We start from the raw sequence: 24,346 nt of genomic DNA, 5'->3' as shown, positions 1-24,346 counted from the left end.
GTTGTAGCTACTTATTCCCCTGGTTGGCCACTGCGGCAGCCCCCGCAGCCGCAGCTTCGGGATCGAGGTAGGTGCCGCCCGGGTTGGTCACGTTGCCGTCGGCGTCGAACTCGTAGACCAGCGGCATGCCGGTCGGGATATTCAGGCCTGCGATGTCCTCGTCGGAGATATTGTCCAGGTACTTCACCAGGGCGCGCAGGGAGTTGCCGTGAGCGGCGATCATGACGTTCTTGCCGGCGAGCACCTCCGGCAGCACGGAGTCGATGTAGTACGGGGTGAAGCGCTCCACGACATCCTTCAGGCACTCAGTGCGCGGCACCTCCGGCAGGAAGGCGTAGCGGGCGTCATCCGTCTGCGCGTACTCGTTGTCCGGGTCGATCTCCGGCGGCGGAGTGTCGTAGGAGCGGCGCCACTCCATGAACTGCTCCTCGCCGAATTCTTCGCGGATCTCAGCCTTGTTCAGGCCTTGGAGTTTGCCATAGTGGCGCTCGTTCAGGCGCCAGTTGCGCTCCACCGGGATCCAGTGGCGGTCAGCGGCGTTGAGCGCGATATTCGCGGTACGGATCGCGCGGCGCAGCAAGGATGTGAAGACGATGTCGGGGAGGATCCCCTTGTCCTTCATCAACGTGCCGGCGTTCACTGCCTCAGCTTCGCCTTTTTCGGTCAGGTCGACATCGACCCAACCGGTGAATTGGTTGGATTCGTTCCACTGGCTCTGCCCGTGACGGACGAGGATTAGCTTTCCGTTGCTCATGATCTCCAGCATGCCACCTTCGCGCTTGTTCTGCTGCGGTTCGAACAGGGGGTTCCGGGGGTGAATGGCCGTGGGTGGCGCGCGAACAGGAGCAACACAATTCACAGGCCCTAGGCGCCACGGAAGGGGCTCAAGTGGTCTACATTCACTGATGTGATTGCGCGTCGAATTGTTTCTCAAGTTGCCCTTCTCGGCCTTGCGCTGAGTGTGTCCCCGATCGCCCAGGCGGCCCCGGATTCAAGTACTGAGCAGCAGGTTAACGCGGAAGCGGCACCGGGCGCCCCCATGCGCGTGCGCCCGTTCGACGTGGACTACCCGTACGGCCCTGAAGCCGGCGAGGTCTACGAGATGACGGGCATCCACCCCCACCCGGAGATGTTCACGAAGACATGCACGCAGGGCCCTGTCGGCGATGTCGCTCTGGAGAGCGGCGGCACCCAGCGCGTCATGCTCACAGCCGGCCACTGCGTGACGGGCATCTCCGACCAAGGCATCCTCATGGGCCAGGACGTTTACGCCCCAGTCCGCGGCGGCTACCAGCGCATCGGGGGCACCGGCCTCGTGCGCACGGTCAATGTCCCAGGAGGCTACGACAGCTTAGCGACGACCGCCCGCAAAGCCCGCAACTCCACCGACTGGGGAATCGTGGTGCTGGATCCGTCCACTCCTGCCGACGGCGCCGCCGCTTCGCGCGATAAATTCGGCGCCAACCCCAGCGCACCGGTTCCCCTGACGGGCGTGCGCGATTACCCGACGGTCGCGCCCGGCCAGATCCGCCTGGACAATTTCGGCCAGCCGCTGTGCAAGGACGGCTCGATGGGCGCCCGTAAGTGCGGCTACCAGCTGGCCTACAACTCGGACACGGTGTGGAGCTGGGCTCTCGACTATAAGCCGGGCGATTCCGGCGGCGTGAACTTCGACCCGTCGACCGGCCAGATCGTCGGCATGACCTCCATGGGCATCGGCCCGCTTGGGGCGGCGCAGCGCGCCGACCGCGCCATCGAGGAGGGGTATGGCATCCCCGACGGCCAGGTGAACGATAAATTCACTCCGGCACCGCCCGCCGAATCCCGCGCCGACTTCGTCACCGGTGAAGAAGAGAAAGCCGAGATCGAGCAGTACCTGGTGGACAACAACCCGGATGTCCCCGAGGAGGCGTTCACCCCGCCGACCGCGAAGGAGCAGTTCGACGGTGCAGTCCACGCAGCTGGGCGCGACGCAGGCATCATCGCCGGCGACGCGCAGACCCTCGCCGTCTCCGCGGGTGTTGCGCTCGCCGCCGGCAACGCCACCCCAGCCGAGGTCGGCGAGGCGGCGAACCGCTTCGGCACCATCGCCGGCGCGTACGCCTCCGCCCACGCGGACAATATCGCCGCGGCCGGCCTGAACTGGGCACTCGACGAGCTGGGCTACAACTAGCCTCCGCGGTCAATCGCCCACTGTTAATCGCCGGTGGCGTGGCGGCGCTCCGTCGTGGGCGTGAACCCCGACCGCGCTTCCTCGTACACCTGCTTGAGCGTCTCGGCCGAGGCCTTCCAGCTGAATTCCGCGGCGCGTCCGACGGCGGCTTCGGCCATGGAGATGCGGCGGGCATCGTCGTCAAGCAAGGCTTCGAGCGCATCCGCCCACGCGGCGGGATCGTGGCGGTCGACAAGAACTCCCGTCTCCCCGTCTGCGACGGCGAGCGGCAACCCTCCCACGCGTGCGGCGACCACCGGCGTGCCCGTGGCCTGAGCCTCCACCGCGACCAGGCCGAACGACTCGTTGTAGCTCGGCACCGCCACGATGTCGGCGGCCTGGTAGATCGCCACCAGCTCCTCTGGCGGGCGCGGCCCCAGAAAACGCACAGTGCGACTCAACCCCAGCTTGTGCGCGAGCGCGCGGTAATAATCCACCGACGCATCGCTTCCCGACGCCCCGCCGCACACAATCACCCTGATATTCCGCCCCGGATCCCGCTCCACGATCTCCGCGACCGCCCGCAGCAGCACCTGCGGGCCCTTGAACTCCTGCAGCCGGCCCACGAACGCCACCACCTGGCTGTCCACCGGGATGCCCAAATGGCGCCGCGCCCGTTCCGTGTTGCGGTTCGTGCCCGGCGTGAACAAGCGCGTGTCCGCCCCCGGAGTGACGACGCGGATGAGGGACGGGTCTACGTCGTAATGCCTGCTTAGCTGGTCGATCTCGTCCTCGGTGTTGACCACCAGCACGTCCGCGTTATCCACCAGCTGCTGCTCGCAGATCCGCCGCGCCTCCGTCTCCGAATGCTCCCCGCCCGTGGTCTTCTGCGCCGCATTCTTCACCGCCGCCCACGTGTGCCCGGTGTGGATGAGCGGCACCCGCGCCAGATCGCGCAGCAGCCACCCCACCTGGCCTGACAGCCAGTAGTGCGAGTGGATCAGGTCGTAATCGCAACCCTGCTCGCGTGCGAACTGAACGATGCCTCCAGCGAACGCCGCCAGCTGCGTCGGCAACTCCTCCTTGACCAGCCCCTCGTACGGGCCCGCCACGACGTTGATCACCCGCAAGCCGTCGGCGACATTGACGACCTGGCCCTGGCTCGGCCTGGTCGCGCGGGTGTACACGTCCACCTGCACGCCCGCCGCCGCGAGCTCGCGGGCAATGTTGAGGACATAGACATTCATTCCGCCCGCATCACCCGAGCCCGGCTGCTCGAGCGGGGAGGTGTGCATGGAGATCATCGCGGCGCGCATGCACACAAGTCTAGAAAGTCCCGCGCCTAGCGCGCGTGCTTGTGCCACTCCCCGAAGTCCACCGCGATCGTCGCCGCCAAATTCCGGTAGGCGCGCAGCGTGTTCGGCCGCAACCGATCGATATCCACCACCGCACCTTCCGCCAAGTGCGGGTCGTAGGGCACCACGTGGACTGCGCGGGTGCGCGCGGCGAAGTGCGCGAGCACCGCCTCCATGTCGATGGCCGCCTTTCCCGATGCCGGCGCCGAGACCACCACGACCGCATTCGCCGCCAACCTGCCGTAGCCGTGCAGCTCCAACCAGTCCAACGTGGCCGCCGCCGACTGCGCTCCGTCCAGGGCCGGCGAGCTGACCAGCACCAGTGTGTGCGCCAGATCGAGCACCCCCGCCATTGCCGAGTGCATCAACCCCGTCCCGCAATCGGTGAGGATGAGGTTGTAGTGGTGCTGGAGAATATCCACCGCACGGCGGTAGTCGTTCTCGCTGAACGCCTCCGAGACCGCCGGGTCGCGCTCGCTGCCGATCACCTCCAGCCGCGACGCCCCCTGCGTGGTGAATGCCTTAATCTGCGCGTACCGCGACGTGTCGTCGGCCTGCAGCAGGTCCCTGATCGTCGCCGGCCCCGGCGCCGCCACCCGCTGGGAAAGGGTGCCGAAGTCCGGGTTCGCGTCAATCGCGATCACCCGGTCCCCGCGTGTTTGCGCCAGCACCGATCCCAACGCCACCGTCGTCGTGGTCTTGCCCACTCCACCCTTCAGCGACATCACCGCGATGCGGTAGTCCCCGCGCAGCGGCGTCCTAATCGCGTCCGTCACCCGCGCCCGCTGCGCCTCCCGGCGCGACTGCCCCGGGTTCACCTTCCCGCCCGTCGCGCCGTGCACGAGCTTGCGCCACCCTTGCCGCGGCGGAGCCTTCACCGGGCGGACGATGTCGATGTGGTCGAGCGGCTGCGACCGGGCCTGCGCTGGGGCAGGCGGCTGCAGATGCCGAGGCTGCTGCGGTTCCTCGCGCGGCACCGGCGCTGCCGCGGCAACGTGCGCCGCCGGCTGGTGCAGCTCCGGCTGAGGTGGCGCCGATTCTGGCTGCCCCTCCGGCGCGCGGTGGAGCCCCACCCCCATTTCCGGCACCCACTCCCCTAGTCCGGTGTTGGCGTAGCGGCGGTGTTGAATCTCGGTCGTCATGTCAGTCACGTGCTCTACCCCCCAAAGGCAACTTGCTGCTGAAGTGACTTCTGACAGCGACATTACGTGGGTCCGCGCGACCTGTGGGGTCAGGAATGTCTACTTCAGTGCGCAACGGCGCACACTAGATGTGAGTAGCACCCCTCACATCCCCCCGTTTCGTGACCGAGATCATAAATTATCTGACAAGCCTTTAAAATCACTTATATACTTTGCTGGAGTAAATGAACCGGGAATTTACTAATCGCCGCACACCCAACTGACGAAACATACTTACGGAGGGCAGAACATTGTCGGCATTCGAAGAAAAAGCCTGGCTGTCGAGCTACGCAGAATGGACCCCCGCGGAGGTCGACCTCGGCGACGACACTCTTCTGGACCTGTATGAAGAGACCCTGTCCAAGCGGTCTTACAAGAACGCCATGTGGTTCTTCGGGCGCACGATCACCTACTCCGAGCTGGATAAGCAGGTCCGCAGCTGCGCCGCCGGCCTAAAGGCTTTCGGCGTGCGCCCGGGCGACCGCGTCGCGCTGGTCATGCCGAACTGCCCCCAGTTCGTCATCTCCTTCCTGGCGGTGCTGCGCCTCGGCGCATCCGTCGTCGCGCACAACCCGCTGTACACCGCGCACGAGCTGCGCGGCCAGTTCAACGACCACGGCGCCCGCGTCGCCATCATCTGGGACAAGGCCGTCGAGGGGCTCGCAGTCTTGCGCCGCGACACCCCGCTGGAGACCATTGTCTCCGTCGACATGACCAAGGCCATGCCGAAGTACATGGAGCTGGCCCTGAAGTACGTGCCGCTGAAGAAGCTGCGCGAATCCCGCAAGAAGCTCTCCGGCCCGGCCCCGGACACCATTCCGTTCGAGACGCTGTTGTCCGCCGCGATCGGCGGCGAGGGCCACAACCTGGAGACCCCGGAGATCACCCAGGACACCACCGCGGTGATCCTGTACACCTCCGGCACCACCGGCGAGCCGAAGGGCGCACAAATCACCCACGGCAACTTCAATCACCAGATGAAGGCCGGCAGCACCTGGATGAAGGACCTGGGCAAGGAAGACGAGAAAGTCCTGGCGGTCCTGCCATTGTTCCACGTCTACGGCCTGGCGCTGAACCTGGGCCTTGGCCTCCTGGTCGGTGCGGAGATCACCCTGCTGCCGGCGCCGGAGCCGGACCTGATCCAGGACGCGCTGAAGCGCAACCCGCCGACATTCGTGCCGGGCGTGCCCACCCTGTACCAGCGCATCGCGGCCGGCGCGGAGGAGAAGGGGCAGAAGCTGTCGTCGATCCGCAATTCCTTCTCCGGCGCTTCCACCCTGCCGGTCTCCACGATCGAGAGCTGGGAGAAGATCACCGGCGGCAAGCTCGTGGAGGGCTACGGCCTGACGGAGACCGCGCCGATCGTCACCGCGAACCCGATGGACGGCAGCCGCCGCCCGGGCTACATCGGCGTGCCGTTCCCGAACACCTTGGTGCGCATCGTCGACCCGGACAACCCGACGGAGCTGATGCCGGACGGCGAGCCGGGCGAGCTCATCGTCAAAGGTCCGCAGGTGATGAAGGGCTACCTGAACAAGCCGGAGGCCAACGAGAAGGCCTTCGTCGACGGGTACTTCCGCACCGGCGACATGGGTGTCATGGAAGAAGACGGCTGGCTCCGCCTGGTCTCCCGCATCAAGGAGATGATCATCACGGGCGGCTTCAACGTCTACCCGGACGAGGTCGAAAACGTGATGCGCGCGCACCGCGATATCGCGGACATCGCCGTCGTCGGCCGTCCGCGCGAGGACGGTTCCGAGGATGTCGTCGCGTGTGTCACGCTCGAGGAGGGCGCCGCGCTCGACCCGCAGGGCCTGCAGGATTACGCCCGTGAGCGCCTCACCCCGTACAAGGTGCCGCGTACCTTCTACCACTTCGAGGAGCTCAACCGCGACATGACGGGCAAGATCCGCCGCCGCGAGGTGCAGCAGTCGCTCATTGACCGCCTCAACGCCGGCACGGCCGCCGACGGCGAGAATGCCGAGGGCACGCCGGAGGAGCCGTCGCAGGAGGACGTCGAGAAGGGCGCGAAGGAGAGCGGCTGGTCGCTGGATAAGGCCCCGGAGGGCGCCGCCCAGGATGCGCCGGAAGCTGACGCGGACGGCGACGAAGCCGGCCGCCACCGCCTCGAAGAGGACAACTAGTCCATCGACAGCCCGATCCACACAGGTTCGGGCACCAGCTCGACGCCGAAGCGCTCGCGCACACCGTCGCGCACGGTGCGCGCCAGCTTGACGACGTCGTCTGCCACCGCCCCTCCCCTATTCGTCAACGCCAACGTGTGTTTGGTGGACAACCGGGCAGGGGCGTTCTCATTGGGGAAACCGCGGTGGAACCCGGCGCGCTCAATGAGCCAGGCCGCGGACAGCTTCACCCGGCCGCCGTCCTGCGGGTACCGGGGCATGCTCTCTCCCTCGCCGGGGCGCTCCGCCTCGACGGCGCGCGCGATCTCGTCGGCGAGCTCCGGCGCGACGACCGGGTTGGTGAAGAACGACCCCGCCGACCAGGTGTCGTGGTCGTCCGGGTCGAGCACCATGCCCTTGGCGGCGCGGACGCGCAAGATCTCCTCGCGCGCTTCCGCCAGCGGCAGCTGTTTTCCACCCACATGGCGCAGCGGAATCGACAGCTCCGACGGTGCCAACTGCAGCTCGATGTCCAGCACGACGGCGCGGCCGGTGAATTTCAGGTTGGAGTAGCGGTACGCCAATTCCAGGTCGCTGGCCGGCACCCACTCGGTCGCGCCCGTTTCGCGGTTGTAGAGGTGGACGCGGGTGAGCACGTCTCCGACCTCCGCGCCGTACGCGCCGACATTCTGCACCGGCGTCGCACCGGCGGAGCCCGGAATACCGGACAGGGTCTCAATCCCCGACAGCCCCGCATCCACAGCGGCCGCGACGACGTCGTCCCACACAGCGCCCGCACCGGCGCGCACGACACCGTCAGGGCGCACCTCGATATCGTCGTTGCCCGCGACCACCACAGTCAGGTCCAGGTCACCGTCGGCCACCACGAGATTCGACCCGCCGCCGAGGATGAGGAGGGGCTCACGGGAGGCGTCGAGAAGCGAAACTGCGTGCGCGAGCTCCGACGCGGTACGTGCGAGCCACACCGCGCGGGGTGCTCCGCCTACGCGCAACGTCGTCAAATCCTTCAGGCGCACGCCGTCCAAAGGCTCCAAATCAAGATGAGTCGCAGATGTTTCAGCCACGACAACAACGGTAGTCTGTGGGGCATGGCTACTCATAGCGACAACACCGTTACCATCAACCAGCCCGCGGACAAGGTGCACAAGGCGTACTCCACCCGCGAATACTGGGAGTACATCGCCGCGAACCTCTCCCCCGAGCCGGGCGAGGTCAACGAATTCACCGACAACTCCGTCACCCTTTTCGAAGTTCTGCCGCAGACCCTCCTCCCGGAAGCCGTGCAGGCGATGGTCTCGCAGGCGCTGAAGGTCAAGCGCGTGGTCAACATCGGTGCGCTCGAGGGCGATGCCGCCGATATCTCGTTCACCGCCGACGTCAAGGGAACCCCGGTCGACTTCGGCGGCTCCATCAAGCTTGCCGGCGAGGGCGAGACCACCAAGCTCAACTACGAGACGGAGACCTCCGTGAACATCCCGTTCATGGGCCCCGCCATCGAGCCAAAGGTCGCCGAGGCGCTCGAGGATCTCTTCACCCAGGAAGGCGAGCTCACCGACAAGTGGATCACTGAAAACCTGTAATTTTCAGGTAGCTCTTTTCCATGGCCGACCATGCCCACAACCTGCGCGCGCAGGGCGGAAATGGCCGGCCTTTTGGCGTCATTACCCGAGGTACGACCGGCTACAACCGGCTGCGCCGCTCCGACCGGTGGACGCGCTACAACCCTGACGTGCAGTCGCTGCTGCGCGGGGCCGCTGAACCGCTGGCCGTCGATGTCGGGTACGGCGCATCCCACACCACCACCGTCGAATGGGCTGGCTGGCTGCGCCAGATCAATCCGGCCACCCGCGTCGTCGGACTTGAAATCCACCCGGACCGCGTCCTGCCGCCTCGCGACGGCGTCACCTTTGAACTCGGTGGCTTCGAACTCGCCGGCTACCGGCCCCACCTCGTGCGCGCCTTCAACGTCCTGCGCCAATACGATGTCGACGACGTCGTCAGCGCCTGGGAGACCGTCGCCTCACACCTCGCTCCCGGCGGCCTCTTCATCGAAGGCACCTGCGACGAGCTCGGCCGACGCGCCGCATGGCTGCTTATCGACGCCACCGCCCGCCCCCGCACCCTCACCCTCGCCTGGGCCCCCGACGACGTCGACCAACCCAGTGACGTCGCCGAGCGTCTCCCCAAGGCATTGATCCACCGCAACATCCCCGGCGAACCAGTGCACGAACTTCTCGCCGCCGCCGACGACGCCTGGGAACGCTCCTCCGGCTGGGCGCCCCACGGCCCGCGCGTCCGCTGGCGCCACGCCCACCAGCTGCTCGTCGACGCTGGATGGCCCCTTGAACCTGTGCGCCGCCGCATACGCGACAACACGTTGACTGTGGATTGGTCCGCGGTGGCGCCGAACAGCTAATTTACTGCGCCTGTAAACGATGACAAGCTTGTCAAATATAAGAACTGTCACGCACAATGGGCATTTATGACCCGCACTTCCACTGGCCGGGGCTGGAAAATCGTCCTGGGCATCATCGCCGGCCTCCTCATCTTGCTGTTCATCGGGGAGATCGCTGTCCGCGCGCTCATCGCTCAGCAGATCCGGGCCGGCATAAGCGACTCCGCACCGGAGAGCTCCGACATGCGTGAGGACGCATCCGTTGGTTTTGGCGCTTCCCCGGTCCTTCTCGGCCTCGCCCGCGGGAAACTCCAGCACATCAACATCGAGGTGCCGTCGACGCTGGTACCGGACAGCGACGAGATCATCGGCAACCCGCCCGCCACCATCGACGCCACCGGTTTCGTCCTCGACCAAGACAACCCCACCGCCGACGAGCTGATCCTCCACACGGAGATTCCGCAGGCGCTGCTCCGCGACATGTTGCAACAGGAGCTCCGCCACTCCCTCAACGAGGCTCAGGACGGCCGCTTCGCCGAGTACGACGAGATCCTCACCGTCTCCGACGTGGGCACCGACCCCGCCGCGGGCACGTTCACCGTGACGTTCTCCAACGGTGCCTTCGGCGTGGAGCTGCGCCCCGATGTCAGCGAGAACGGCCAGATCGCCTTCACCGCTGAATCCACCCAGATCCTCGGGCGCAACCTGCCCGACTTCTTCTCTGAGGCAGTCAGCAACGCCTTGCAGAAGGGCCTGAACGAGGATGTCGTGGGGCCGATGAAGATTCAGCAGTTCCAGGTCATCGACAACGGCTTCCGCATCACGGTCGCAGGCGAGAACGTGCAGCTCAGCGAGCTGCCCGTCTAGCGCACGGGAAACACCCGGTCCGCGCCCGCCAGCAGCAGGTCCGCGGCAGCGTCCAGGGAGTCGATTACGCCGTGCACCGCCAGCTCGCACGCCACACTCGGCAGCTCGCGCTCACCCGGCTTATCGACGTCCACCGCCACCACATCGACCCCCACCTTTCCCACGGCATCAGCCAGCGCCTGGAGCGCTTCTTTCCCCGCTGACGCCGAGCAGGTGATCCCGAACCGCGTGGGCTCCTCGATCACTTGGCGCACCGCGATGATGTCGGCCTGCACCGCGTTCACACCGGCTGCCCCGTCCCGCAGCGCCGCGGCGTCCACGGCCACCCACACTTCGTCTGCGCCGTCGTCGACCGCGAGACGCGCCTCAGCGGCTTTGATGAGACTGTGATGCCGCCCCGTCGGCCATCCGATCAGCGCGATCAGGGGGCCGCCGCGAGCGCGCTTCACGTGGGTCACCTGGGTGGGTTCGCACACGATGCCCGCGCCGGCGGTGCCGACGAGATCCGCAAACGCCGCCTGCTCCTCGTGTTCCCCCCTCGTTTCCGGGGCCGCAGCCAAGGCGAACTGCGCGTATTCGGCGCGGCCGATGCGGTCGGCGAGCCAAGCAAAATCCGTGTTCTCAGACATGGCTACTCCACAACATCGCGTGAATGGCAAGGCCCTGGGGAGTTCTACCAACCGTAGTTGCCGCGCAGAATGTTGTTCAGCTGAGGTCGGACATCGAAGAAGTACAGGCCGATGAAGACGCAGCCGATGAGGCCCAAGAACATGAAGCTGCTGATGCAGGCGAAGCCGCTGAGCAGCAGAATGGCCACCCACGCGACCTTCGGCATACGGTCGCCGGCGTCGAAGGCGTCCGCGCGCGTCAGGCCCGCCATGACAGCCCCGACGAACCCGGCGATGCCGACGAGAGTCATCAGCATCATCCGTAGCAGCGACGGGGCGATGATGATCCAGTTCTCCAGGGTGAGCTCGGGAAGCTGAAACAGCGTCATCGGGAAATCGTGCCTACCTTCTAGGAAAGATTAGTTGTTCTTCGGGTCGGGGCCGTCGGTGTTGAAGCCGCGGTCCTCGACAACCTCGCCGTCGATGATATCGGAGCCGGCATCTGTGCCCGGAGTCGCGTCTGTGGCGCCGGTGGCACCCGCAGCATCGCCGGAATCAGATCGGTCGAAGACCGAGCCGAGGCGGTTGATCATGTCGTCGAGGCGCGTGCGCATATCGGCGATGGTGTCCTCGGTGGCGTTGTCGGTGGCAGTGCCAGTGGTTGCGCCTTCCGCTGCGGCACCGTCTGCGCCGTCCTTCTCTGCGCCGCGGTTGCGGACCTGATTGACGGCGACGTTGAAGGTCTCGCGGACCTCGTCGACGGCATCGCGGAAAGCGGTCTTCATCTCGCCGGCCTGGTCGGACTCGCGGGCAGTGTCGGCGGCGCGGGTGACGGAACCGGCGAAATCACGGAAGATCGACTCGGCGTCGCCGGCCAGCGAGGCGGTGGCGGCGCGGAAATCGCGGTCGTTCTCCGCGCCCTCGTACGCCTGGCGGGCGTTGGCGATGGCGGCTTTGAACTGGTCGCCGAAGCCCGAGTGGTCGTCGGTGAGGTCCTCGCTGTCGGCCGCGTGGGCGCCACCGGAAGCAGCGGCGTCACGGTCGGCACGGAAATTGCGGCCGAACTCGCCAGCGAGGTCACCCAGGCGGGACCACGCGTTGAGGGAGGCTTCGCCGGCGCCCTTCAAGGTGTTCATGATGCCGTCGTCGTTGCACGCACCGGAATCGCCGGTGTTGCCGGAGCTGTACGGGTTGTTGGAAGCGGAATTGTCGGTCATGACGGTCTCCTTGTGCGCAGGCGGGAAAGCCTAGTTTCGGTCGAACGGTCTAGAACAGTATCTGCGTCACAGTGTAAATAACCAGGCCTGCCAGTGCACCGACAATCGTTCCGTTGACGCGGATGTACTGCAGGTCCTTGCCCACCATGAGCTCGATCTTGTCGGCGGCTTCGCGTCCGTCCCAACGCTCGATGGTGTCGGAGATGATCGCGGTGACGTCGGCGGCGTAGTTGTCGGCGATGAACCGGGATGCTCCCTGGATCCGCTCGTCCAGGGAGGCCCGGAGTTCAGGATCTGTGCTGATGCGCCCGCCCCATTCTTGCGCGAGTGCGGCGACGCGGCGGCGGAGGGGGGATGAGGGGTCGAAGGAGGCGTCGATAAGCGATTGCGAGACGGTGCCCCACATCTCCCCCGCGACGGACTTCGCTGCCGTGGACCCCATGATGTCAGCTTTGATGCCTTCGACGCGGGTGATCATGTCCGCGTCGAACTGCAGGTCAGACGCGAACTGCGCGATGGTGCGGCGGATCGCGTTGCGCGCGTCGTGGTCGGGATCGGTGTCGATCTCGCGCATGAAATCCGCGAGCTCGCGGTAGACGCGCTCCCCGACGAGGTCCTTCGCGAATCGCGGGGCCCAGCTCGGCATGCGCTCGTCGATCATCGTGACCACGGCTTCCTCCATCGTGCCCACCTTCGCGCGCCCCCACGAGATGATGTCCTGCACGACGGGCTCGACCTTGCCGTCCGCGATGAGCCCGTCGAGCATACGGCCCAGCGGCGGCCCCCACGCGGGCTCCGCTACACGGTCGAGCACCTGGTGGTTGATCAGCGCTTCCGCGTCCTTCGGGTCGATCGCCGCGATCGCGTTGCCCGTGAAGCGGCCGACCTGCTCCGAGACCTTCTCCGCGTTCTCACGCCGCGACAGCCACTCCCCCGCGCGCTCCGGTAGGTTCGCTTCCGCGACCTTTTCCGTGATCAGCTCCGCGTTGAGGAAATTCTCGCCGACAAATTCGCTGAGCGCGCCGCCGATCTGGTCCTTCTTTTTCGGCACGAGCGCCGTGTGCGGGATCGGGATGCCCATCGGGTAGCGGAACAGCGCGGTGACCGCGAACCAGTCCGCGAGACCGCCGACCATGCCCGCCTCCGACGCCGCGCGCACGTACGGCACCCACGCGGGCGCCGCGCCGCGCGTGATCCACCACTCGCACGCGATGTACACCACCGCTGCGAGCACGAGCAGCCCCGTCACCCACGCCTTATGGATCCGCAGCGAGCGCCGACGCTCCGCCTCCACCTCCGGCGAAGGGCTGGGCACAGCGAGCTTTCCGCTTATCGACGACTCCATCTCATGCTTTCCCATGCACCGTATTAAAGCGCAAAAGAACCTCCCCCTCACACTCCGTGCGCGAGAAGGAGGTTCTATGCGTCGGCGCGCCCCTTATGAGCTAGTTGATGCGGCCCGTATCCTTGCGGTACTTGCGGTACCCGGAGCGGCCCGCGCGGATGGCGACGATGCCGCCGATGAGCGTCACAGCGGTGATGATGCCGCCGGCGATCAGCACGGTCTCCGAAATGTCGCTGCTTGCGCCGTGGCCCCAGATCGTGGTGGCTGCACCGTAGATCAGCGTGCCGAAGCCAGCCAGCGACGCCAGGAGCAGCGCCATGCCGACCCACGTGATGTGCTTGATCAGCGAGGAATGCGGAGCGCCCAGCGACACCGGGTCGTAGCCGTCAATGTAGCCGTCATGGATGGCGGTGCCGTACTCCGGGAAGCTCTCGACCGAAATATCCGCAACAGGTGCGGGTCCTGCGTGTCCACTCATGGAACTGTCTCTCTTTCCTGAAACCTAAGGGGGGTGTGCCGTGCGCGCCGTGCGCGACCACTACTCGATTATAGATCGTCGCGGCCACTCCAACCCCTCCCCGATTCACGGCTGGGGGCGGGGGCGCTGTGGTGACCTAATCGTCCTTACCGCGGAAGGCTGCGCGTGCGCGCTCCTTGTTGATCGCGCCGACCGCCTCCAGCGGGATGCCCGCCGGGCAGACGTCGGCACACTCGCCGTAGAGGGTGCAGTGGCCGAAGTTGGTCTCCAGCTCGTCGACCATCTGGCGCGCGCGCTTGCCGCGCTCCTCCTGGCCCAGCGGCAGGAGCTTCAGGTGGTTGAGCTTCGCGCCGGTGAACAGGTGCGCTGCACCGTTCGGGCAGGCAGCGACGCAAGCGCCGCAGCCGATGCAGGCGGCGAAGTCGAGAGCCTTCTCCGCGGTCTGGTGGTTGACGTGCAGGGTGTCCGCATCCGGGGCAGTGCCGGCTTGGATGGAGACGTAGCCGCCCTGCTGCATCACTCGGTCCAGCGCCGAGCGGTCCACGGTGAGGTCCTTGATCACCGGGAAGGCTGCGGAGCGGAACGGCTCGATGCGCAGCGTGTCGCCGTCCTTGTAGTTGAACAGGCGCTGCAGGCAGGCAGTCGTGTTCTGGCCGGCGCCGTGCGGGCGGCCGTTGACGGACAGGCCGCATGTGCCGCAGATACCTTCGCGGCAGTCTGAGGCGAAGGTGAACGGCTCCTCGCCTGCCTCGACGCGGGCGTTGTTCACATGGTCCAGCAACTCCAGGATCGACATCTGCTCGACAGCGTCGTCGACCTGAACGGTCTCGAAGTTGCCCTCGGTGTCGGGTCCGGCCTGACGCCAGATCTCAAGTGTCAGTTTCATTACTTGTAGTTCCTTGTCATCAGCGGGATCGAATCGAAGTACAGGGGTTCGGCGTGGCGGATGAACTTCTCATCGCCGCCCGGCTCCCATGCGGAGACGAAGCACCAGTTCTCGTCGTCGCGCTCTGCCTCGCCGTCCTCGGAGAGGTGGTCCTCGCGGTAGTGGGCGCCGCAGGACTCGTCGCGGTCGAGAGCGTCGATGATCATGAGCTCGCCCAGGTTGATGTAGTCCGCGACGCGAATCGCGTTCTCCAAGGTCTGGTTCATGTCCATCGCTTCGCCCGGGATGTTCACGTTCGCCCAGAAGTCGCGGCGCAGCTCGCGCACGGCCTTCAGGCCCTTCTCCATCAGCTCGACGTTGCGGGAGACACCGCAGGATTCGTAGAGAATCGCGCCGAGCTTCTCGTGGTAGTAGTCCGGGCCGTGCGGCTCGGCGCCGTGGATGTTCATCAGTCGGTCGATGAGCTCCTGGGAGCGGGCCACAGCTGCGGAGACCTCCTCGGCCTCCAGACTTAGCACCTCTTCGTTGAGGTGGCCAGCCAGGAAGTTCGGGACGGTGAACGGCAGGGTGAACCAGCCGTCGACGGACGCCGACAGCAGGGAGTTCGCGCCGAGGCGGTTGGCGCCGTGGTAGGTCCACGAGCACTCGCCGGCGGCGAACAGGCCGTCGATGGAGGTCATCTCGTTGAAGTCGGTCCACAGGCCGCCCATGGTGAAGTGGACGGTCGGGGCGATGCGCATCGGCACCTCGTACGGGTCCTCACCGATGGAGTCCTCGTACATCTCGAACAGGTTCGAGTAGCGCTCGCGGATGGTGTCCTTGCCCAGGCGCTCGATGGCGTCGGAGAAGTCCAGGTATGCGGCGTTGTTCAGCGGGCCGATGCCGCGGCCGGCGTTGATCTCCTTGGAGATCGCGCGGGATGCCACGTCACGCGGCACCAGGTTGCCGAAAGCGGGGTAACGGCGTTCCAGGAAGTAGTCGCGCTCCTCCTCCGGAATGTCGGCCGGGTTGCGGTCGTCGCCCTGTTCTTTAGGGACCCAGATACGGCCGTCGTTACGCAGGGACTCCGACATCAGCGTCGTCTTCGCCTGCCACTTGGCGTTGACCGGCAGACCCGTCGGGTGGAACTGCACGAACGCCGGGGACGCCAGGTATGCGCCGTGCTCGTACGCGCGCATGATGGCGGAAGCGTTGGAGTTCTTCGCCAGCGTGGTCTTGTGGTACACGTTGCCGTAACCGCCGGTGGCCAGCACGACTGCGTGGCCTGTGAACGGCACCAGCTCGCCGGTGATGAGGTTACGGGTGACAATGCCCTCGCAACGCTTCTTGCCGTCTTCTTCAGTGATGATGAAGTCGACCAAGTCGTTGTGCGTGAAGATCTCCACGTTGCCCAGGTGGATCTGGCGTTGCAACGCAGAAGCCGTGGACAGCTGGAGCTGCTGACCTGTTTGGCCGCGGGTGTAGTAGGTGCGCGAGACCTGGACGCCGCCGAAGGAGCGGGTCGCCAGGGTACCGCCGTACTCGCGGGCAAACGGAGCGCCGATGGCGTTCATGTGGTCGATCACGCGGACCGACTCGACAGCGAGGCGCCAGCAGTCCGACTCGCGGCAGCGGTAGTCGCCACCCTTGACGGTGTCCTTGGTGTGGCGGTACGCGCCGTCGTTGTCCATCTTCTTGCCGCGGGCAGAGTTCACGCCACCCTGTGCAGCAATGGAGTGCGCGCGGCGCGGAGCGTCGTGGTAGGTGAAGTTCTTCACGTTGTAGCCGAGCTCGCCGAGCGCGGCGGCGGCAGCGCCGCCGGACAGGCCGGTGCCGACGACGATGACGGTGAACTTGCGGCGGTTCAACGGGGAAACGAGCTCCATGTGGTCTTTCTGGTAGGTCCACATGTCGCGCATCGGGATGCCCTTGGGCTCGTTGCTCTCAAGGATGCTGCCCGGGGTGACGCCGGCGGCCTTGGACTTCGGGTTGGTGAAGTCCTTGTTCTCCTCAGCCTTGGCGTCGACTCCGTTAGACGGAGCTTTCGCGGCGCCGTTCTTCGGCTTAGTGTTGCCCGAGTTGTGTGCAGTAGTCATTTGGGTTCCTCCAGCCGTTCCTAAGACACCATTCCGAATGCGATGGCCAAAGGCATCACAATGTTGCCGATCACCACGATGGCGGGGATCCAGTACGCGAGCACGACCATGATCGCGCTGCCACGCTTGCCCAGCCAGCCCAGGTCGGAGACCGCCAGGTACACACCATGGGTCAGGTGCAGGAACAGGGCGATCATGGCGATGACATAGAACAGCGTCACCGGCCAACGAGCAGGCGCGAAGGTGGCCAGCAGATTGTTCTTCACGGCACCGTGAACGAAAGCGTCGGAGGCGACGACTTCGCCGATGGTCATGTCGAGCAGATGGAAGATGATGAACAGCAGCAGGATGATGCCGGTGACGATCATCCAGCGTGCGGCGGTGGACTGCAGGCCGCCCATCAGGTTGGTGCGGCGGAACTTGCCGCGCGACTTGCTCGAGCGCGCCTTCAGGGCGAGTGCCCCCCAGACGTGCAGCACGAGGCAGGCGAGCAGGACGATGCGGATGATCCACAGCAGCGAGCTGCCCGGGAACAGCGGCTGGCCCATCTCGCGCAGGAATGTGCCGTACTCGTCGATAGCCGCGGTTGCGCCGTGGTCCGGCATGAAGATCTTGAGGTTACCGACCATGTGGCCGATGACGAACAAGAAGAAAATCAGGCCGGTGACGGCCATTGTGAGTTTGAGCGCCCAGGTCGGCACTCCGGGCCGCTCGCGCAGCGGCTCCTCAGTGATTTTGCCGTGACGAATTGCGTCACGATCTGCATGTTGAACAGTCATGGCACCTCCAGTGTCGATTCAACTTTACGATTAACCGAAGGTTCCCCACTAGTTGGCATGCGGCGCCACCCCCCCGCCCAACGCAGCGCGTTCTCGACGACGGCCACGACGCGCGTCTAACACCCCAGTTCACATCAGCACCAGCTTTTCGACGCCCGCCCTTTCCCCCGAATTGTGAATTAGCCCACCTGCACCCACCCCGGGCATTCTTGCGCACATTCACAACCCCGAAGGGTGTCGAACTTTGGTTTGTTAGATCACCCTTAATCCACTTAATCCCCTCCCCCACAGCCCTAGCACCCCGAGGCGGACCGCCAGATTCCGTTACAGTGGGGCTCATGACTGAATCGACGAACAACACGAATTCCGCAACCCGAGTAATCGACGCGCCGGCAGCCGATATCTTTGCGCTGTTGGCCGACCCGTCCCGCCACGCCGAGACTGATAACTCCGGCATGGTTGTCTCTGCCGACACCGACGCGAAGCTGGAGAAAGTCGGCGACATCTTCGTCATGAACATGACCAAGGAGGACGGCGACTACCAAACCCGCAACGAGGTCTTCGCCTTCCAGGAGAACAAGGTCATCGGCTGGCAAAACCTGGCGAACCTCACCGCCGACGTCGAGGTCGGCGCAAAGTGGCTGTACGAGCTCGCCTCCGAGGGTTCCAACAGCACCTCTGTCACCCTGACCTACGACCGCGGTGAGATCGAGTCGGACGAGGTGCGGAAGATGTCCGAGAGTTTCGACGACTCGGCCATGGAAGAGTCCCTCGCCGCATTGGCTTCCGCCCTCGACGGCACCGACAACCCCACCCAGAAGGGCTAAGCACTTCCCCCCCGATCTAGCGCCCAGGATGTAGCGCAGAGCAGGAAGCGCTCCGCCACAGCTCGTCGATAAGCTGCGGCGGAGCGCTTTTCGCGTTGGAAGCTACTTCAGCTTGAAGAACTTCTTCTCGTCCTTGAAGTCCCGCTGGATGGACAACGTGCCCTCGTCGCCGTCGCTCTCCGGGATCGGGAAGACGATGTTGCCGTTGCCACCCTGCGGCGCGTTGTGGCCGTACGGTGCGGCACCCATCTGCTGGTCGTAGCCCTGCTGGCCATAACCCTGGTCATAGCCCTGCTGGCCGTATCCGTCGTAGCCGTACTGGCCCTGCTGCCCCGGCTCCGACCCAGAGAACGGGTCCTGATCGGGGTTGATGCTGCTAGACATGACGTTTCCTTGCTATTGGCCCCACCTCGATCAACAGAGCGGCGGATCAGTTCTAAGCGCCTTTTAAGACTGGCTGCGCCTTGCTCTATCGGCGAAATACCGTTTCGTCGTGCTAACCGGCTAAATCTCTTCCTAAAACACTGTCCACGAGGCCATAGAAAAACGCCCCGAGCTGGGCTCGGAGCGTTTACCGACGTCGATAAGCGAAAAGCCTAAAGGTTGATCATGTGGCCCTCGACGCCGTGCGCGATCTCCTTGAGCACCTCCGACAGAGTCGGGTGAATGTGCACGTTGCGCGCGATCTCGCCGGCGGTCAGGTCGAAGCGCTGCGCCAGGTTGATCTCCGGCAGCAGCTCGGAGACATTCGCTCCGACCAGGTGGGCGCCGAGGATCTCGCCGTACTCGCCGTCCACGACGAGCTTGCCGAAGCCTTGCGACTCCGCCAGACCCAGCGCCTTGCCGTTCGCGGAGAACGGGAAGGTAGCGACCTTGATGTCCTTGTCCGCGAACTTCTCGCGCGCTTGCTCCTCGGTGTAACCCATCGAAGCGACCTGAGGGTTGCAGAACGTCGCGCGCGGCATCATCTGGTAGTCGCCGAGCTCCATCGTCTCAGCGTCCGCGATGGTCTCGGCCGCGACGATGCCCTGTGCCTCAGCCACGTGCGCCAGCTGGAGCTTCGCCGTCACGTCGCCGATTGCGTAGATGCCGTCAACGTTGGTGCGCATGCGCTCGTCGACGTCGATCGCGCCGCGGTCGGTGAGCTCCACGCCGGTGTTCTCGAGGCCGAAGCCCTCCGTGCGCGGCTGGAAGCCGACAGCGACCATCACGTGGTCCACCGTCAGGGTCTCGGTGTCGTCGGAACCCTTCTTCTGGATGTCCACCTCGACAGAAGAGCCATTGTCGCGCACCGCCGTCGTCGCGTGGCCCGTCAGGAGCTTCACGCCCAACTTCTTGTACGCCTTGGTAATCTCCTTCGAGACGTCCTTATCCTCGTTCGGCAGAACGCGGTCCATGAACTCTACGACCGTGACATCCACACCGTAGTTGGACAGCACGTACGCGAACTCCATGCCGATCGCGCCCGCACCGACGATGACCATCTTCTCCGGCGCCTCCGGGTTGAGGATCTGCTCCTCGTAAGACACCACGTTCTCCGACAGCTCAATGCCCGGCAGAGTCTTCACCACGGAACCCGTAGCGATGATGCAGTCATTGAACGTGACCGTCTTGCCCTTGTCATCGCCCTCGGTGATCTCCAGCGTCTTCGCGTCCTTGAAAGAACCGAGACCGTTGATCTCCGTGATCTTGTTCTTCTTCATCAGGTAGTGAACGCCGCCGACGATCTTCTCCGAGACCTTGCGGGAACGCTTGTGCGCATCCCCGTACTCGAAGGAGACATCGCCCTTGATGCCGAACGTCTTCGCCTCGTGGTTGAAAATGTGCGCCACTTCAGCGTTCTTGATCAACGACTTCGACGGAATGCAGCCCACGTTCAGGCACACACCGCCCCAATACTGCTTCTCTACAACCGCGACCTTCTTGCCCAACTGGGCTGCGCGAATTGCGGCGACGTAGCCACCGGGGCCGGCGCCGAGTACAACAACGTCATAATGTTCATTAGCCACGGTGCCAAGGATACGTCCGTTTTCACGATCGTGCTTAGACGGGGATTCGATTGCCATTTCAAAGTTCTCGGCGGGTTTGGCATGGTAATCACTCTTGAAGGTTTCCCGTCCAGCTCTCGATTCCCTTGCCTCGATCGCTATCGCCACTGGCTCCGTCACCATGGGCATCCCGCCCCTCCGGGTTCAAGCACGCTGGAACGCACTCTTGGCCGGTCTGGAAGGATGACATGCAGCGTTCCTGGAACACCGTCATCGGCCCGGCCCTGCTCGGCGACGATTTTGCCGGGGACGAGGACCTGACGCCAATGAACTCGTGGAATGCGAACGGCTCGAACCAGAACGCGCCTGTCACACCCCAGGCTCTTTAACTCGTTCGTCGTGCTCCTAGAACAAAGCGACAAACACCAAAAAAGGGAGGTACCTGCAGGTACCTCCCCCCTCGTCGAGGTCGCCCCACTGAACGTGCAACGAGGCGTTCGCGTTTTAGAACATTCCCAAGGTGAGGGCAATCTGCGAAGAGGTCGAGGAGCCTGCGTGGATCAGGCCACCCAGAAACTCGTTAATAGCTAGCTGGGCTTGCTCGATGGGATTGAGGTTCATGGTAATGCGTCCTTTCGGGCTGAGCGTGCGATTCTGAGAATTTTGTCGGGGATTTAGCTGGTGTTGTTACGTCGAAACGTACTTTAACATGATTATCTTTTGCCACAACGGTAACGTTTTCCGCTTGTGGACCGAGTGTCGCACAGTTAAAGTCAAAGCGTTCTAAGTGTAATCCCCCAGTAACACCCATAACGCTTCAAGCGAATAACAAGGTTGAAGCTAACGGACCATTAGTAAGGAAACGCCCATGAAGCTCCTCCGCTCAGCCCTCGCAGTTGCGGCCGCGACGTCGCTCGCGCTCGGCGCCACCCCGTCCATCGCTCAAGCCGCTCAGGTTTCGGCAGCTGAAGCGGACGGCCAAGCTCCGGTGGTCGAGGTCAAGAACTGGGACGCCAACCAGGCCCCGAAGGCGATCAGCACCGGCGAAACCGCAAAGTGGGTTCACGAGGTAGACCACGACAAGGTCTGGGCTTTCTGGGTTCACTCCCCGTCCATGGGCCGCGACATCCCGGTCGCCGTCATCCCGGCGCGCGACGCGCAGGGCCAGCCGGTCAAAGACGCCCCGACGATCTACCTGCTGAACGGTGCCGGCGGTGCGGAGCAGAACAATGACTGGCTGACCTACGCCGAGACCCAGAAGTTCTACGCCGACAAGGGCGTGAACGTGGTCATCCCGATGGAGGGCGCGTTTTCCTACTACACAGACTGGCTGGACACCCCGGATGCCGCGTACTTCCGCGGCCCGCAGAAGTGGGAGACCTTCCTGACGAAGGAGCTGCCGGGGCCGATCGAGAAGCGTCTGGAGGCGGACAGCCGCCGTGCCGTCGTCGGGTTCTCCATGTCCGGCACCTCCGCGCTGGTCCTGCCGACCAAGGTGCCCGGCTTCTACGATGCCGCCGCATCCTTCTCCGGCTGCGCTGCCACTTCTAGCCCGGCTGGGTACAACTTCGCCCGCCTGACCGTGAACCGCGGCGCCGGCGCCCAGGCAAACTACCAGACGGTCACCCCGGAGCAGATGTGGGGCCCGATGGGCGGCCAGTACAACCGCGCGAACGACGCACTGGTGAACGCCGAGAAGCTGCGCGGCACCGAACTGTACGTCTCCACCGCCACGGGCCTGGCGTCGGAGAATGACATGGTTTCCACCTTGGTCGGTAAAGGCGCCTCGGTCCCGGAAGCTTATGCCGGCGCGATGGTACTCCAGGTCGAGGGCGGTGTGATTGAGGCCGCCATCAACACCTGCAACCACGACCTGAGGGCGAAGCTGAACAGCCTGAACATCCCGGCCCACTACGAGTTCCGCAACGTGGGTACCCACTCCTGGCCGGACTGGCGCAAGGATTTGGAGAACTCCTGGTTCAAGACCATCAAGCCGGCATTCGACAAGTAGCCTGCCATTCGGCTCGTACCCCCGGGGTCGTTAGTGTTGTCTGTATGACCTCTAACGCCCCCGATCTGTCTATCGACCCAACAGAACTGGACCACATCACAGGCGAGAAAGCGTTGGCGTGGGCGGGTGCGTGGTCGGATCGGACGGAGGCAAACTTTCAGGACAAGCAGCTCGCAGCGAGGATCCGGGATGCTTTGGACACTGATGACAAGATCCCGTACGTCACCCGGCGCGGCGGTTTCCTCTACAACGTTTGGCGCGACCGCGAGCACCCGCGGGGAATATGGCGCCGCACCACCCCCGAGAGTTATGAGGAGGGCCATGATGAGTGGGAGGTACTGGTAGACGTCGATAAGCTCGCCCGCGACGAAGACGAGGACTGGGTGTGGAAAGGCGCTGTGGTCAGGCCCATTGCGAACGACCGGGCGCTGATCCGGCTCTCCCGCGGCGGCGCGGACGCAGTAGTGGTGCGTGAATTCGACATCGACTCACGAACATTCCTCAACGAAGCCCGCAACGAAAGTTTCACGCTCCCAGAAGCGAAATCCGACGTGAGCTGGCTGGACCGCGACACACTGCTGGTAGGCACCGATCTTGGCGCCGGGTCAGTGACGCAGTCCGGCTACCCCGTTGAAGTACGCGAATGGTCCCGCGGAACCGCCATCGAGGATGCCCCGGTGGTGTTCCGCGGCAAGCGCAGCGATGTCGCCGTCGGCGCCCGCGTGGACCACACCCCGGGCTACGAGCGCGTGATATTCGAGCGCGCCCTGGACTTCTACACCGCGAAGACGTTCATCGGCGACACCCCTGTGGACGTCCCCGAGGATTGCATCGTCGTCCCCCACAAGCAATGGCTGTTCCTGCTCCCCCGCACCGAGTTCGCAGGAGTGCCCGCGGGTGCGCTCGCAGTGATCGAGCTGGAGCGCTTCCTCGCGGGTGAGCGCAACATGCGCACGCTTATCGACGACCTCCCCATTGAAGACCTCTCCATCACTGCGACAACCCTCTTGTTGACTGTGCTGGACGACGTGGTCACGCGCATAGTCCGCTTCGAGTTGGGTACCTGGGATCGTTCCGAAGTTGAACTCCCAGACGCCGCGACGGCGTCAGTCGTGGCCACAAGCCCACTCGACGGCGACGAGACTTGGATTAACGTGTCGTCGTTCACCACCCCTTCGACCCTGCTTCGTGACGGTGAGGTGGTGCGCCAAGCACCCGCGCTTTTCGATGCTCCCGGCCTTCAAACCCGCCAACACTGGGCCGTCTCCTCCGACGGAACAAAGATCCCCTACTTCATCACGGGCGATTTCTCCCGTGGCCCGCAACCGACGTTGGTCGGCGGATACGGCGGCTTCGAGGTGTCGCTCACCCCAGGATACTCCGCCGTTCGCGGAATCTCCTGGTTGGAGAATGGCTACTACTTTGTCCAGCCCAACCTGCGCGGTGGCGGAGAGTTCGGCCCGGAGTGGCACTCGCAGGTGGTCAAGACCAACCGGCACAAGGTGTGGGAGGACCACCGGGCGGTGCTCGAAGACGTTGTCGCCCGCGGTTATTCCACGCCGGAGCGGCTAGCGATCCGAGGCGGCTCCAATGGCGGCCTTCTGACCTCGGGAGCGCTGGTGCAGTATCCGCACCTGTTCGGCGCGGCCGTGATTCAGGTGCCGTTGACCGACATGCTGCGCTATCACACGCTATTGGCTGGAGCGTCCTGGATAGCAGAGTACGGGGACCCAGACACGCCGGGGGAACGTGCGGCGATTGAGACGTGGTCGCCACTCCACAATGTCACTTCCTCGCCTGCGTATCCGCCGGCGTTGGTGACCACATCCACCCGCGACGACCGCGTCCACCCAGCCCATGCCCGCGCGTTCGCTCTCGCCATTGCGAAGGCCGGGCAACCGGTCGATTACTTCGAGAACACCGCCGGTGGTCACGCTGGAGCAGCCGACAACCAGCAGGTGGCGCGGGTGGAATCGCTCATCTACACATGGCTTGAAAAACAAATCGGGAACTCTCCGCATCAAGCTTCCGACTGATG

Annotated in this window: 23 protein-coding genes; 9 read left to right on the top strand and 14 right to left on the bottom strand. The window is 64.7% G+C overall.

Annotated features, from left to right (window positions below):
- Nucleotides 1-7: 7 nt before the first annotated feature.
- Nucleotides 8-754 carry a phosphoglyceromutase gene (locus CAPP_RS01080; RefSeq protein ID WP_076598332.1) on the bottom strand — a complete coding sequence of 249 codons (747 nt, stop codon included), beginning with the start codon at nucleotides 752-754 and terminating at the stop codon, nucleotides 8-10.
- A 153-nt stretch (nucleotides 755-907) separates the two neighbouring features.
- On the opposite strand from CAPP_RS01080, the gene CAPP_RS01075 reads away from it, so the two are divergent.
- On the top strand, nucleotides 908-2,173 hold the full coding sequence (locus CAPP_RS01075; RefSeq protein WP_143313803.1) for a chymotrypsin family serine protease: 1,266 nt from the start codon (nucleotides 908-910) through the stop codon (nucleotides 2,171-2,173).
- 23 nt (nucleotides 2,174-2,196) lie between these two features.
- On the opposite strand, the gene mshA is transcribed toward CAPP_RS01075, so the two are convergent.
- Nucleotides 2,197-3,468, bottom strand: coding sequence for a D-inositol-3-phosphate glycosyltransferase (mshA, locus tag CAPP_RS01070; RefSeq protein WP_076598091.1), 1,272 nt, complete (start codon nucleotides 3,466-3,468; stop codon nucleotides 2,197-2,199).
- 26 nt (nucleotides 3,469-3,494) lie between these two features.
- Nucleotides 3,495-4,658, bottom strand: a complete 1,164-nt coding sequence (locus tag CAPP_RS01065; RefSeq protein WP_412459480.1) for a MinD/ParA family ATP-binding protein — start codon at nucleotides 4,656-4,658, stop codon at nucleotides 3,495-3,497.
- A 281-nt stretch (nucleotides 4,659-4,939) separates the two neighbouring features.
- Here CAPP_RS01065 and CAPP_RS01060 point away from each other — a divergent pair, with 281 nt between their 5' ends.
- Nucleotides 4,940-6,832, top strand: coding sequence for a long-chain-fatty-acid--CoA ligase (locus CAPP_RS01060; protein ID WP_084560434.1), 1,893 nt, complete (start codon nucleotides 4,940-4,942; stop codon nucleotides 6,830-6,832).
- Here CAPP_RS01060 and CAPP_RS01055 read toward each other — a convergent pair.
- Entirely contained in the window at nucleotides 6,829-7,932 is a 1,104-nt protein-coding gene (locus tag CAPP_RS01055) for a UDP-N-acetylmuramate dehydrogenase (protein ID WP_076598092.1), read from the bottom strand. The two genes, CAPP_RS01060 and CAPP_RS01055, sit on opposite strands and share 4 nt — an antisense overlap.
- Here CAPP_RS01055 and CAPP_RS01050 point away from each other — a divergent pair.
- The 3 genes from CAPP_RS01050 (at nucleotide 7,921) to CAPP_RS01040 (ending at nucleotide 10,094) form a co-directional block, all read left to right on the top strand.
- Nucleotides 7,921-8,412, top strand: a complete 492-nt coding sequence (locus tag CAPP_RS01050) for a DUF2505 domain-containing protein (protein ID WP_076598093.1) — start codon at nucleotides 7,921-7,923, stop codon at nucleotides 8,410-8,412. The genes CAPP_RS01055 and CAPP_RS01050 overlap by 12 nt on opposite strands.
- A 20-nt stretch (nucleotides 8,413-8,432) precedes the next feature.
- Nucleotides 8,433-9,248, top strand: coding sequence for a class I SAM-dependent methyltransferase (locus CAPP_RS01045; protein ID WP_076598094.1), 816 nt, complete (start codon nucleotides 8,433-8,435; stop codon nucleotides 9,246-9,248).
- A 66-nt stretch (nucleotides 9,249-9,314) separates the two neighbouring features.
- Complete coding sequence (locus CAPP_RS01040) at nucleotides 9,315-10,094, top strand: LmeA family phospholipid-binding protein (protein WP_076598095.1); 780 nt, start codon at nucleotides 9,315-9,317, stop codon at nucleotides 10,092-10,094.
- On the opposite strand, the gene CAPP_RS01035 is transcribed toward CAPP_RS01040, so the two are convergent.
- The 8 genes from CAPP_RS01035 to CAPP_RS01000 form a co-directional block, all read right to left on the bottom strand.
- A complete protein-coding gene (locus CAPP_RS01035; protein ID WP_076598096.1) occupies nucleotides 10,091-10,723 on the bottom strand; it encodes a hypothetical protein in 633 nt (210 codons plus the stop codon). The two genes, CAPP_RS01040 and CAPP_RS01035, sit on opposite strands and share 4 nt — an antisense overlap.
- A gap of 44 nt (nucleotides 10,724-10,767) precedes the next feature.
- Entirely contained in the window at nucleotides 10,768-11,022 is a 255-nt protein-coding gene (locus CAPP_RS01030; protein WP_412459482.1) for a DUF2516 family protein, read from the bottom strand.
- A 99-nt stretch (nucleotides 11,023-11,121) separates the two neighbouring features.
- Nucleotides 11,122-11,919, bottom strand: coding sequence for a CGLAU_01105 family protein (locus CAPP_RS01025; protein WP_076598097.1), 798 nt, complete (start codon nucleotides 11,917-11,919; stop codon nucleotides 11,122-11,124).
- A 49-nt stretch (nucleotides 11,920-11,968) separates the two neighbouring features.
- Complete coding sequence (locus CAPP_RS01020; protein WP_076598098.1) at nucleotides 11,969-13,279, bottom strand: DUF445 domain-containing protein; 1,311 nt, start codon at nucleotides 13,277-13,279, stop codon at nucleotides 11,969-11,971.
- Between the two features lie 85 nt (nucleotides 13,280-13,364).
- Nucleotides 13,365-13,742 carry a hypothetical protein gene (locus CAPP_RS01015; RefSeq protein ID WP_076598099.1) on the bottom strand — a complete coding sequence of 126 codons (378 nt, stop codon included), beginning with the start codon at nucleotides 13,740-13,742 and terminating at the stop codon, nucleotides 13,365-13,367.
- 136 nt (nucleotides 13,743-13,878) lie between these two features.
- Entirely contained in the window at nucleotides 13,879-14,628 is a 750-nt protein-coding gene (locus CAPP_RS01010) for a succinate dehydrogenase/fumarate reductase iron-sulfur subunit (RefSeq protein WP_076598100.1), read from the bottom strand.
- The gene (locus CAPP_RS01005) at nucleotides 14,628-16,703 is read right to left on the bottom strand and encodes a fumarate reductase/succinate dehydrogenase flavoprotein subunit (RefSeq protein WP_076598101.1); all 2,076 of its coding nucleotides are present in this window, start codon (nucleotides 16,701-16,703) and stop codon (nucleotides 14,628-14,630) included. Before CAPP_RS01005 ends, CAPP_RS01010 begins: the two co-directional genes overlap by 1 nt.
- 20 nt (nucleotides 16,704-16,723) lie before the next feature.
- Entirely contained in the window at nucleotides 16,724-17,482 is a 759-nt protein-coding gene (locus tag CAPP_RS01000) for a succinate dehydrogenase cytochrome b subunit (RefSeq protein WP_076598102.1), read from the bottom strand.
- 338 nt (nucleotides 17,483-17,820) lie between these two features.
- Here CAPP_RS01000 and CAPP_RS00995 point away from each other — a divergent pair, with 338 nt between their 5' ends.
- Nucleotides 17,821-18,309 (top strand): SRPBCC family protein, encoded by a 489-nt coding sequence (locus CAPP_RS00995; protein WP_076598103.1) that lies wholly within the window; start codon nucleotides 17,821-17,823, stop codon nucleotides 18,307-18,309.
- A 102-nt stretch (nucleotides 18,310-18,411) separates the two neighbouring features.
- Here CAPP_RS00995 and CAPP_RS00990 read toward each other — a convergent pair whose 3' ends face one another.
- On the bottom strand, nucleotides 18,412-18,693 hold the full coding sequence (locus CAPP_RS00990; protein ID WP_076598104.1) for a hypothetical protein: 282 nt from the start codon (nucleotides 18,691-18,693) through the stop codon (nucleotides 18,412-18,414).
- A 212-nt stretch (nucleotides 18,694-18,905) separates the two neighbouring features.
- Nucleotides 18,906-20,318, bottom strand: a complete 1,413-nt coding sequence (gene lpdA, locus CAPP_RS00985) for a dihydrolipoyl dehydrogenase (protein WP_200803241.1) — start codon at nucleotides 20,316-20,318, stop codon at nucleotides 18,906-18,908.
- Between the two features lie 227 nt (nucleotides 20,319-20,545).
- On the opposite strand from lpdA, the gene CAPP_RS00980 reads away from it, so the two are divergent.
- The 3 genes from CAPP_RS00980 (at nucleotide 20,546) to CAPP_RS00970 (ending at nucleotide 24,344) form a co-directional block, all read left to right on the top strand.
- Nucleotides 20,546-20,686, top strand: coding sequence for a hypothetical protein (locus CAPP_RS00980; RefSeq protein WP_159437719.1), 141 nt, complete (start codon nucleotides 20,546-20,548; stop codon nucleotides 20,684-20,686).
- A 479-nt stretch (nucleotides 20,687-21,165) separates the two neighbouring features.
- Nucleotides 21,166-22,308: an alpha/beta hydrolase gene (locus CAPP_RS00975; RefSeq protein ID WP_076598106.1), complete on the top strand. Its 1,143-nt coding sequence runs from the start codon at nucleotides 21,166-21,168 to the stop codon at nucleotides 22,306-22,308.
- Nucleotides 22,309-22,352: 44 nt separating this feature from the next.
- Nucleotides 22,353-24,344 (top strand): prolyl oligopeptidase family serine peptidase, encoded by a 1,992-nt coding sequence (locus tag CAPP_RS00970; protein ID WP_076598107.1) that lies wholly within the window; start codon nucleotides 22,353-22,355, stop codon nucleotides 24,342-24,344.
- Nucleotides 24,345-24,346 lie beyond the last annotated feature (2 nt).

The sequence above is a fragment of the Corynebacterium appendicis CIP 107643 genome, from assembly GCF_030408415.1.
GTDB lineage: Bacteria > Actinomycetota > Actinomycetes > Mycobacteriales > Mycobacteriaceae > Corynebacterium > Corynebacterium appendicis.
The sequence above is the reverse complement of the archived record's forward strand: the minus strand, read 5'-3'. Positions and strand labels throughout refer to the sequence as shown.

What these genes read in the sequence shown, in the direction of transcription:
- CAPP_RS01010 (WP_076598100.1), bottom strand. Translation starts at nt 14,628, where the DNA reads ATGAAACTGACACTTGAGATCTGGCGTCAGGCCGGACCCGACACCGAG.
- CAPP_RS01080 (WP_076598332.1), bottom strand. Translation starts at nt 754, where the DNA reads ATGAGCAACGGAAAGCTAATCCTCGTCCGTCACGGGCAGAGCCAGTGG.
- CAPP_RS01045 (WP_076598094.1), top strand. Translation starts at nt 8,433, where the DNA reads ATGGCCGACCATGCCCACAACCTGCGCGCGCAGGGCGGAAATGGCCGG.
- CAPP_RS00995 (WP_076598103.1), top strand. Translation starts at nt 17,821, where the DNA reads ATGACTGAATCGACGAACAACACGAATTCCGCAACCCGAGTAATCGAC.
- CAPP_RS01040 (WP_076598095.1), top strand. Translation starts at nt 9,315, where the DNA reads ATGACCCGCACTTCCACTGGCCGGGGCTGGAAAATCGTCCTGGGCATC.
- CAPP_RS01050 (WP_076598093.1), top strand. Translation starts at nt 7,921, where the DNA reads ATGGCTACTCATAGCGACAACACCGTTACCATCAACCAGCCCGCGGAC.
- mshA (WP_076598091.1), bottom strand. Translation starts at nt 3,468, where the DNA reads ATGCGCGCCGCGATGATCTCCATGCACACCTCCCCGCTCGAGCAGCCG.
- CAPP_RS01035 (WP_076598096.1), bottom strand. Translation starts at nt 10,723, where the DNA reads ATGTCTGAGAACACGGATTTTGCTTGGCTCGCCGACCGCATCGGCCGC.
- CAPP_RS01000 (WP_076598102.1), bottom strand. Translation starts at nt 17,482, where the DNA reads ATGACTGTTCAACATGCAGATCGTGACGCAATTCGTCACGGCAAAATC.
- CAPP_RS01030 (WP_412459482.1), bottom strand. Translation starts at nt 11,022, where the DNA reads ATGATGCTGATGACTCTCGTCGGCATCGCCGGGTTCGTCGGGGCTGTC.
- CAPP_RS00990 (WP_076598104.1), bottom strand. Translation starts at nt 18,693, where the DNA reads ATGTCTAGCAGCATCAACCCCGATCAGGACCCGTTCTCTGGGTCGGAG.
- CAPP_RS01025 (WP_076598097.1), bottom strand. Translation starts at nt 11,919, where the DNA reads ATGACCGACAATTCCGCTTCCAACAACCCGTACAGCTCCGGCAACACC.
- CAPP_RS01020 (WP_076598098.1), bottom strand. Translation starts at nt 13,279, where the DNA reads ATGGGAAAGCATGAGATGGAGTCGTCGATAAGCGGAAAGCTCGCTGTG.
- CAPP_RS01005 (WP_076598101.1), bottom strand. Translation starts at nt 16,703, where the DNA reads ATGACTACTGCACACAACTCGGGCAACACTAAGCCGAAGAACGGCGCC.
- CAPP_RS00970 (WP_076598107.1), top strand. Translation starts at nt 22,353, where the DNA reads ATGACCTCTAACGCCCCCGATCTGTCTATCGACCCAACAGAACTGGAC.
- CAPP_RS00975 (WP_076598106.1), top strand. Translation starts at nt 21,166, where the DNA reads ATGAAGCTCCTCCGCTCAGCCCTCGCAGTTGCGGCCGCGACGTCGCTC.
- CAPP_RS01055 (WP_076598092.1), bottom strand. Translation starts at nt 7,932, where the DNA reads ATGAGTAGCCATGCCCCACAGACTACCGTTGTTGTCGTGGCTGAAACA.
- CAPP_RS01015 (WP_076598099.1), bottom strand. Translation starts at nt 13,742, where the DNA reads ATGAGTGGACACGCAGGACCCGCACCTGTTGCGGATATTTCGGTCGAG.
- CAPP_RS00980 (WP_159437719.1), top strand. Translation starts at nt 20,546, where the DNA reads ATGCAGCGTTCCTGGAACACCGTCATCGGCCCGGCCCTGCTCGGCGAC.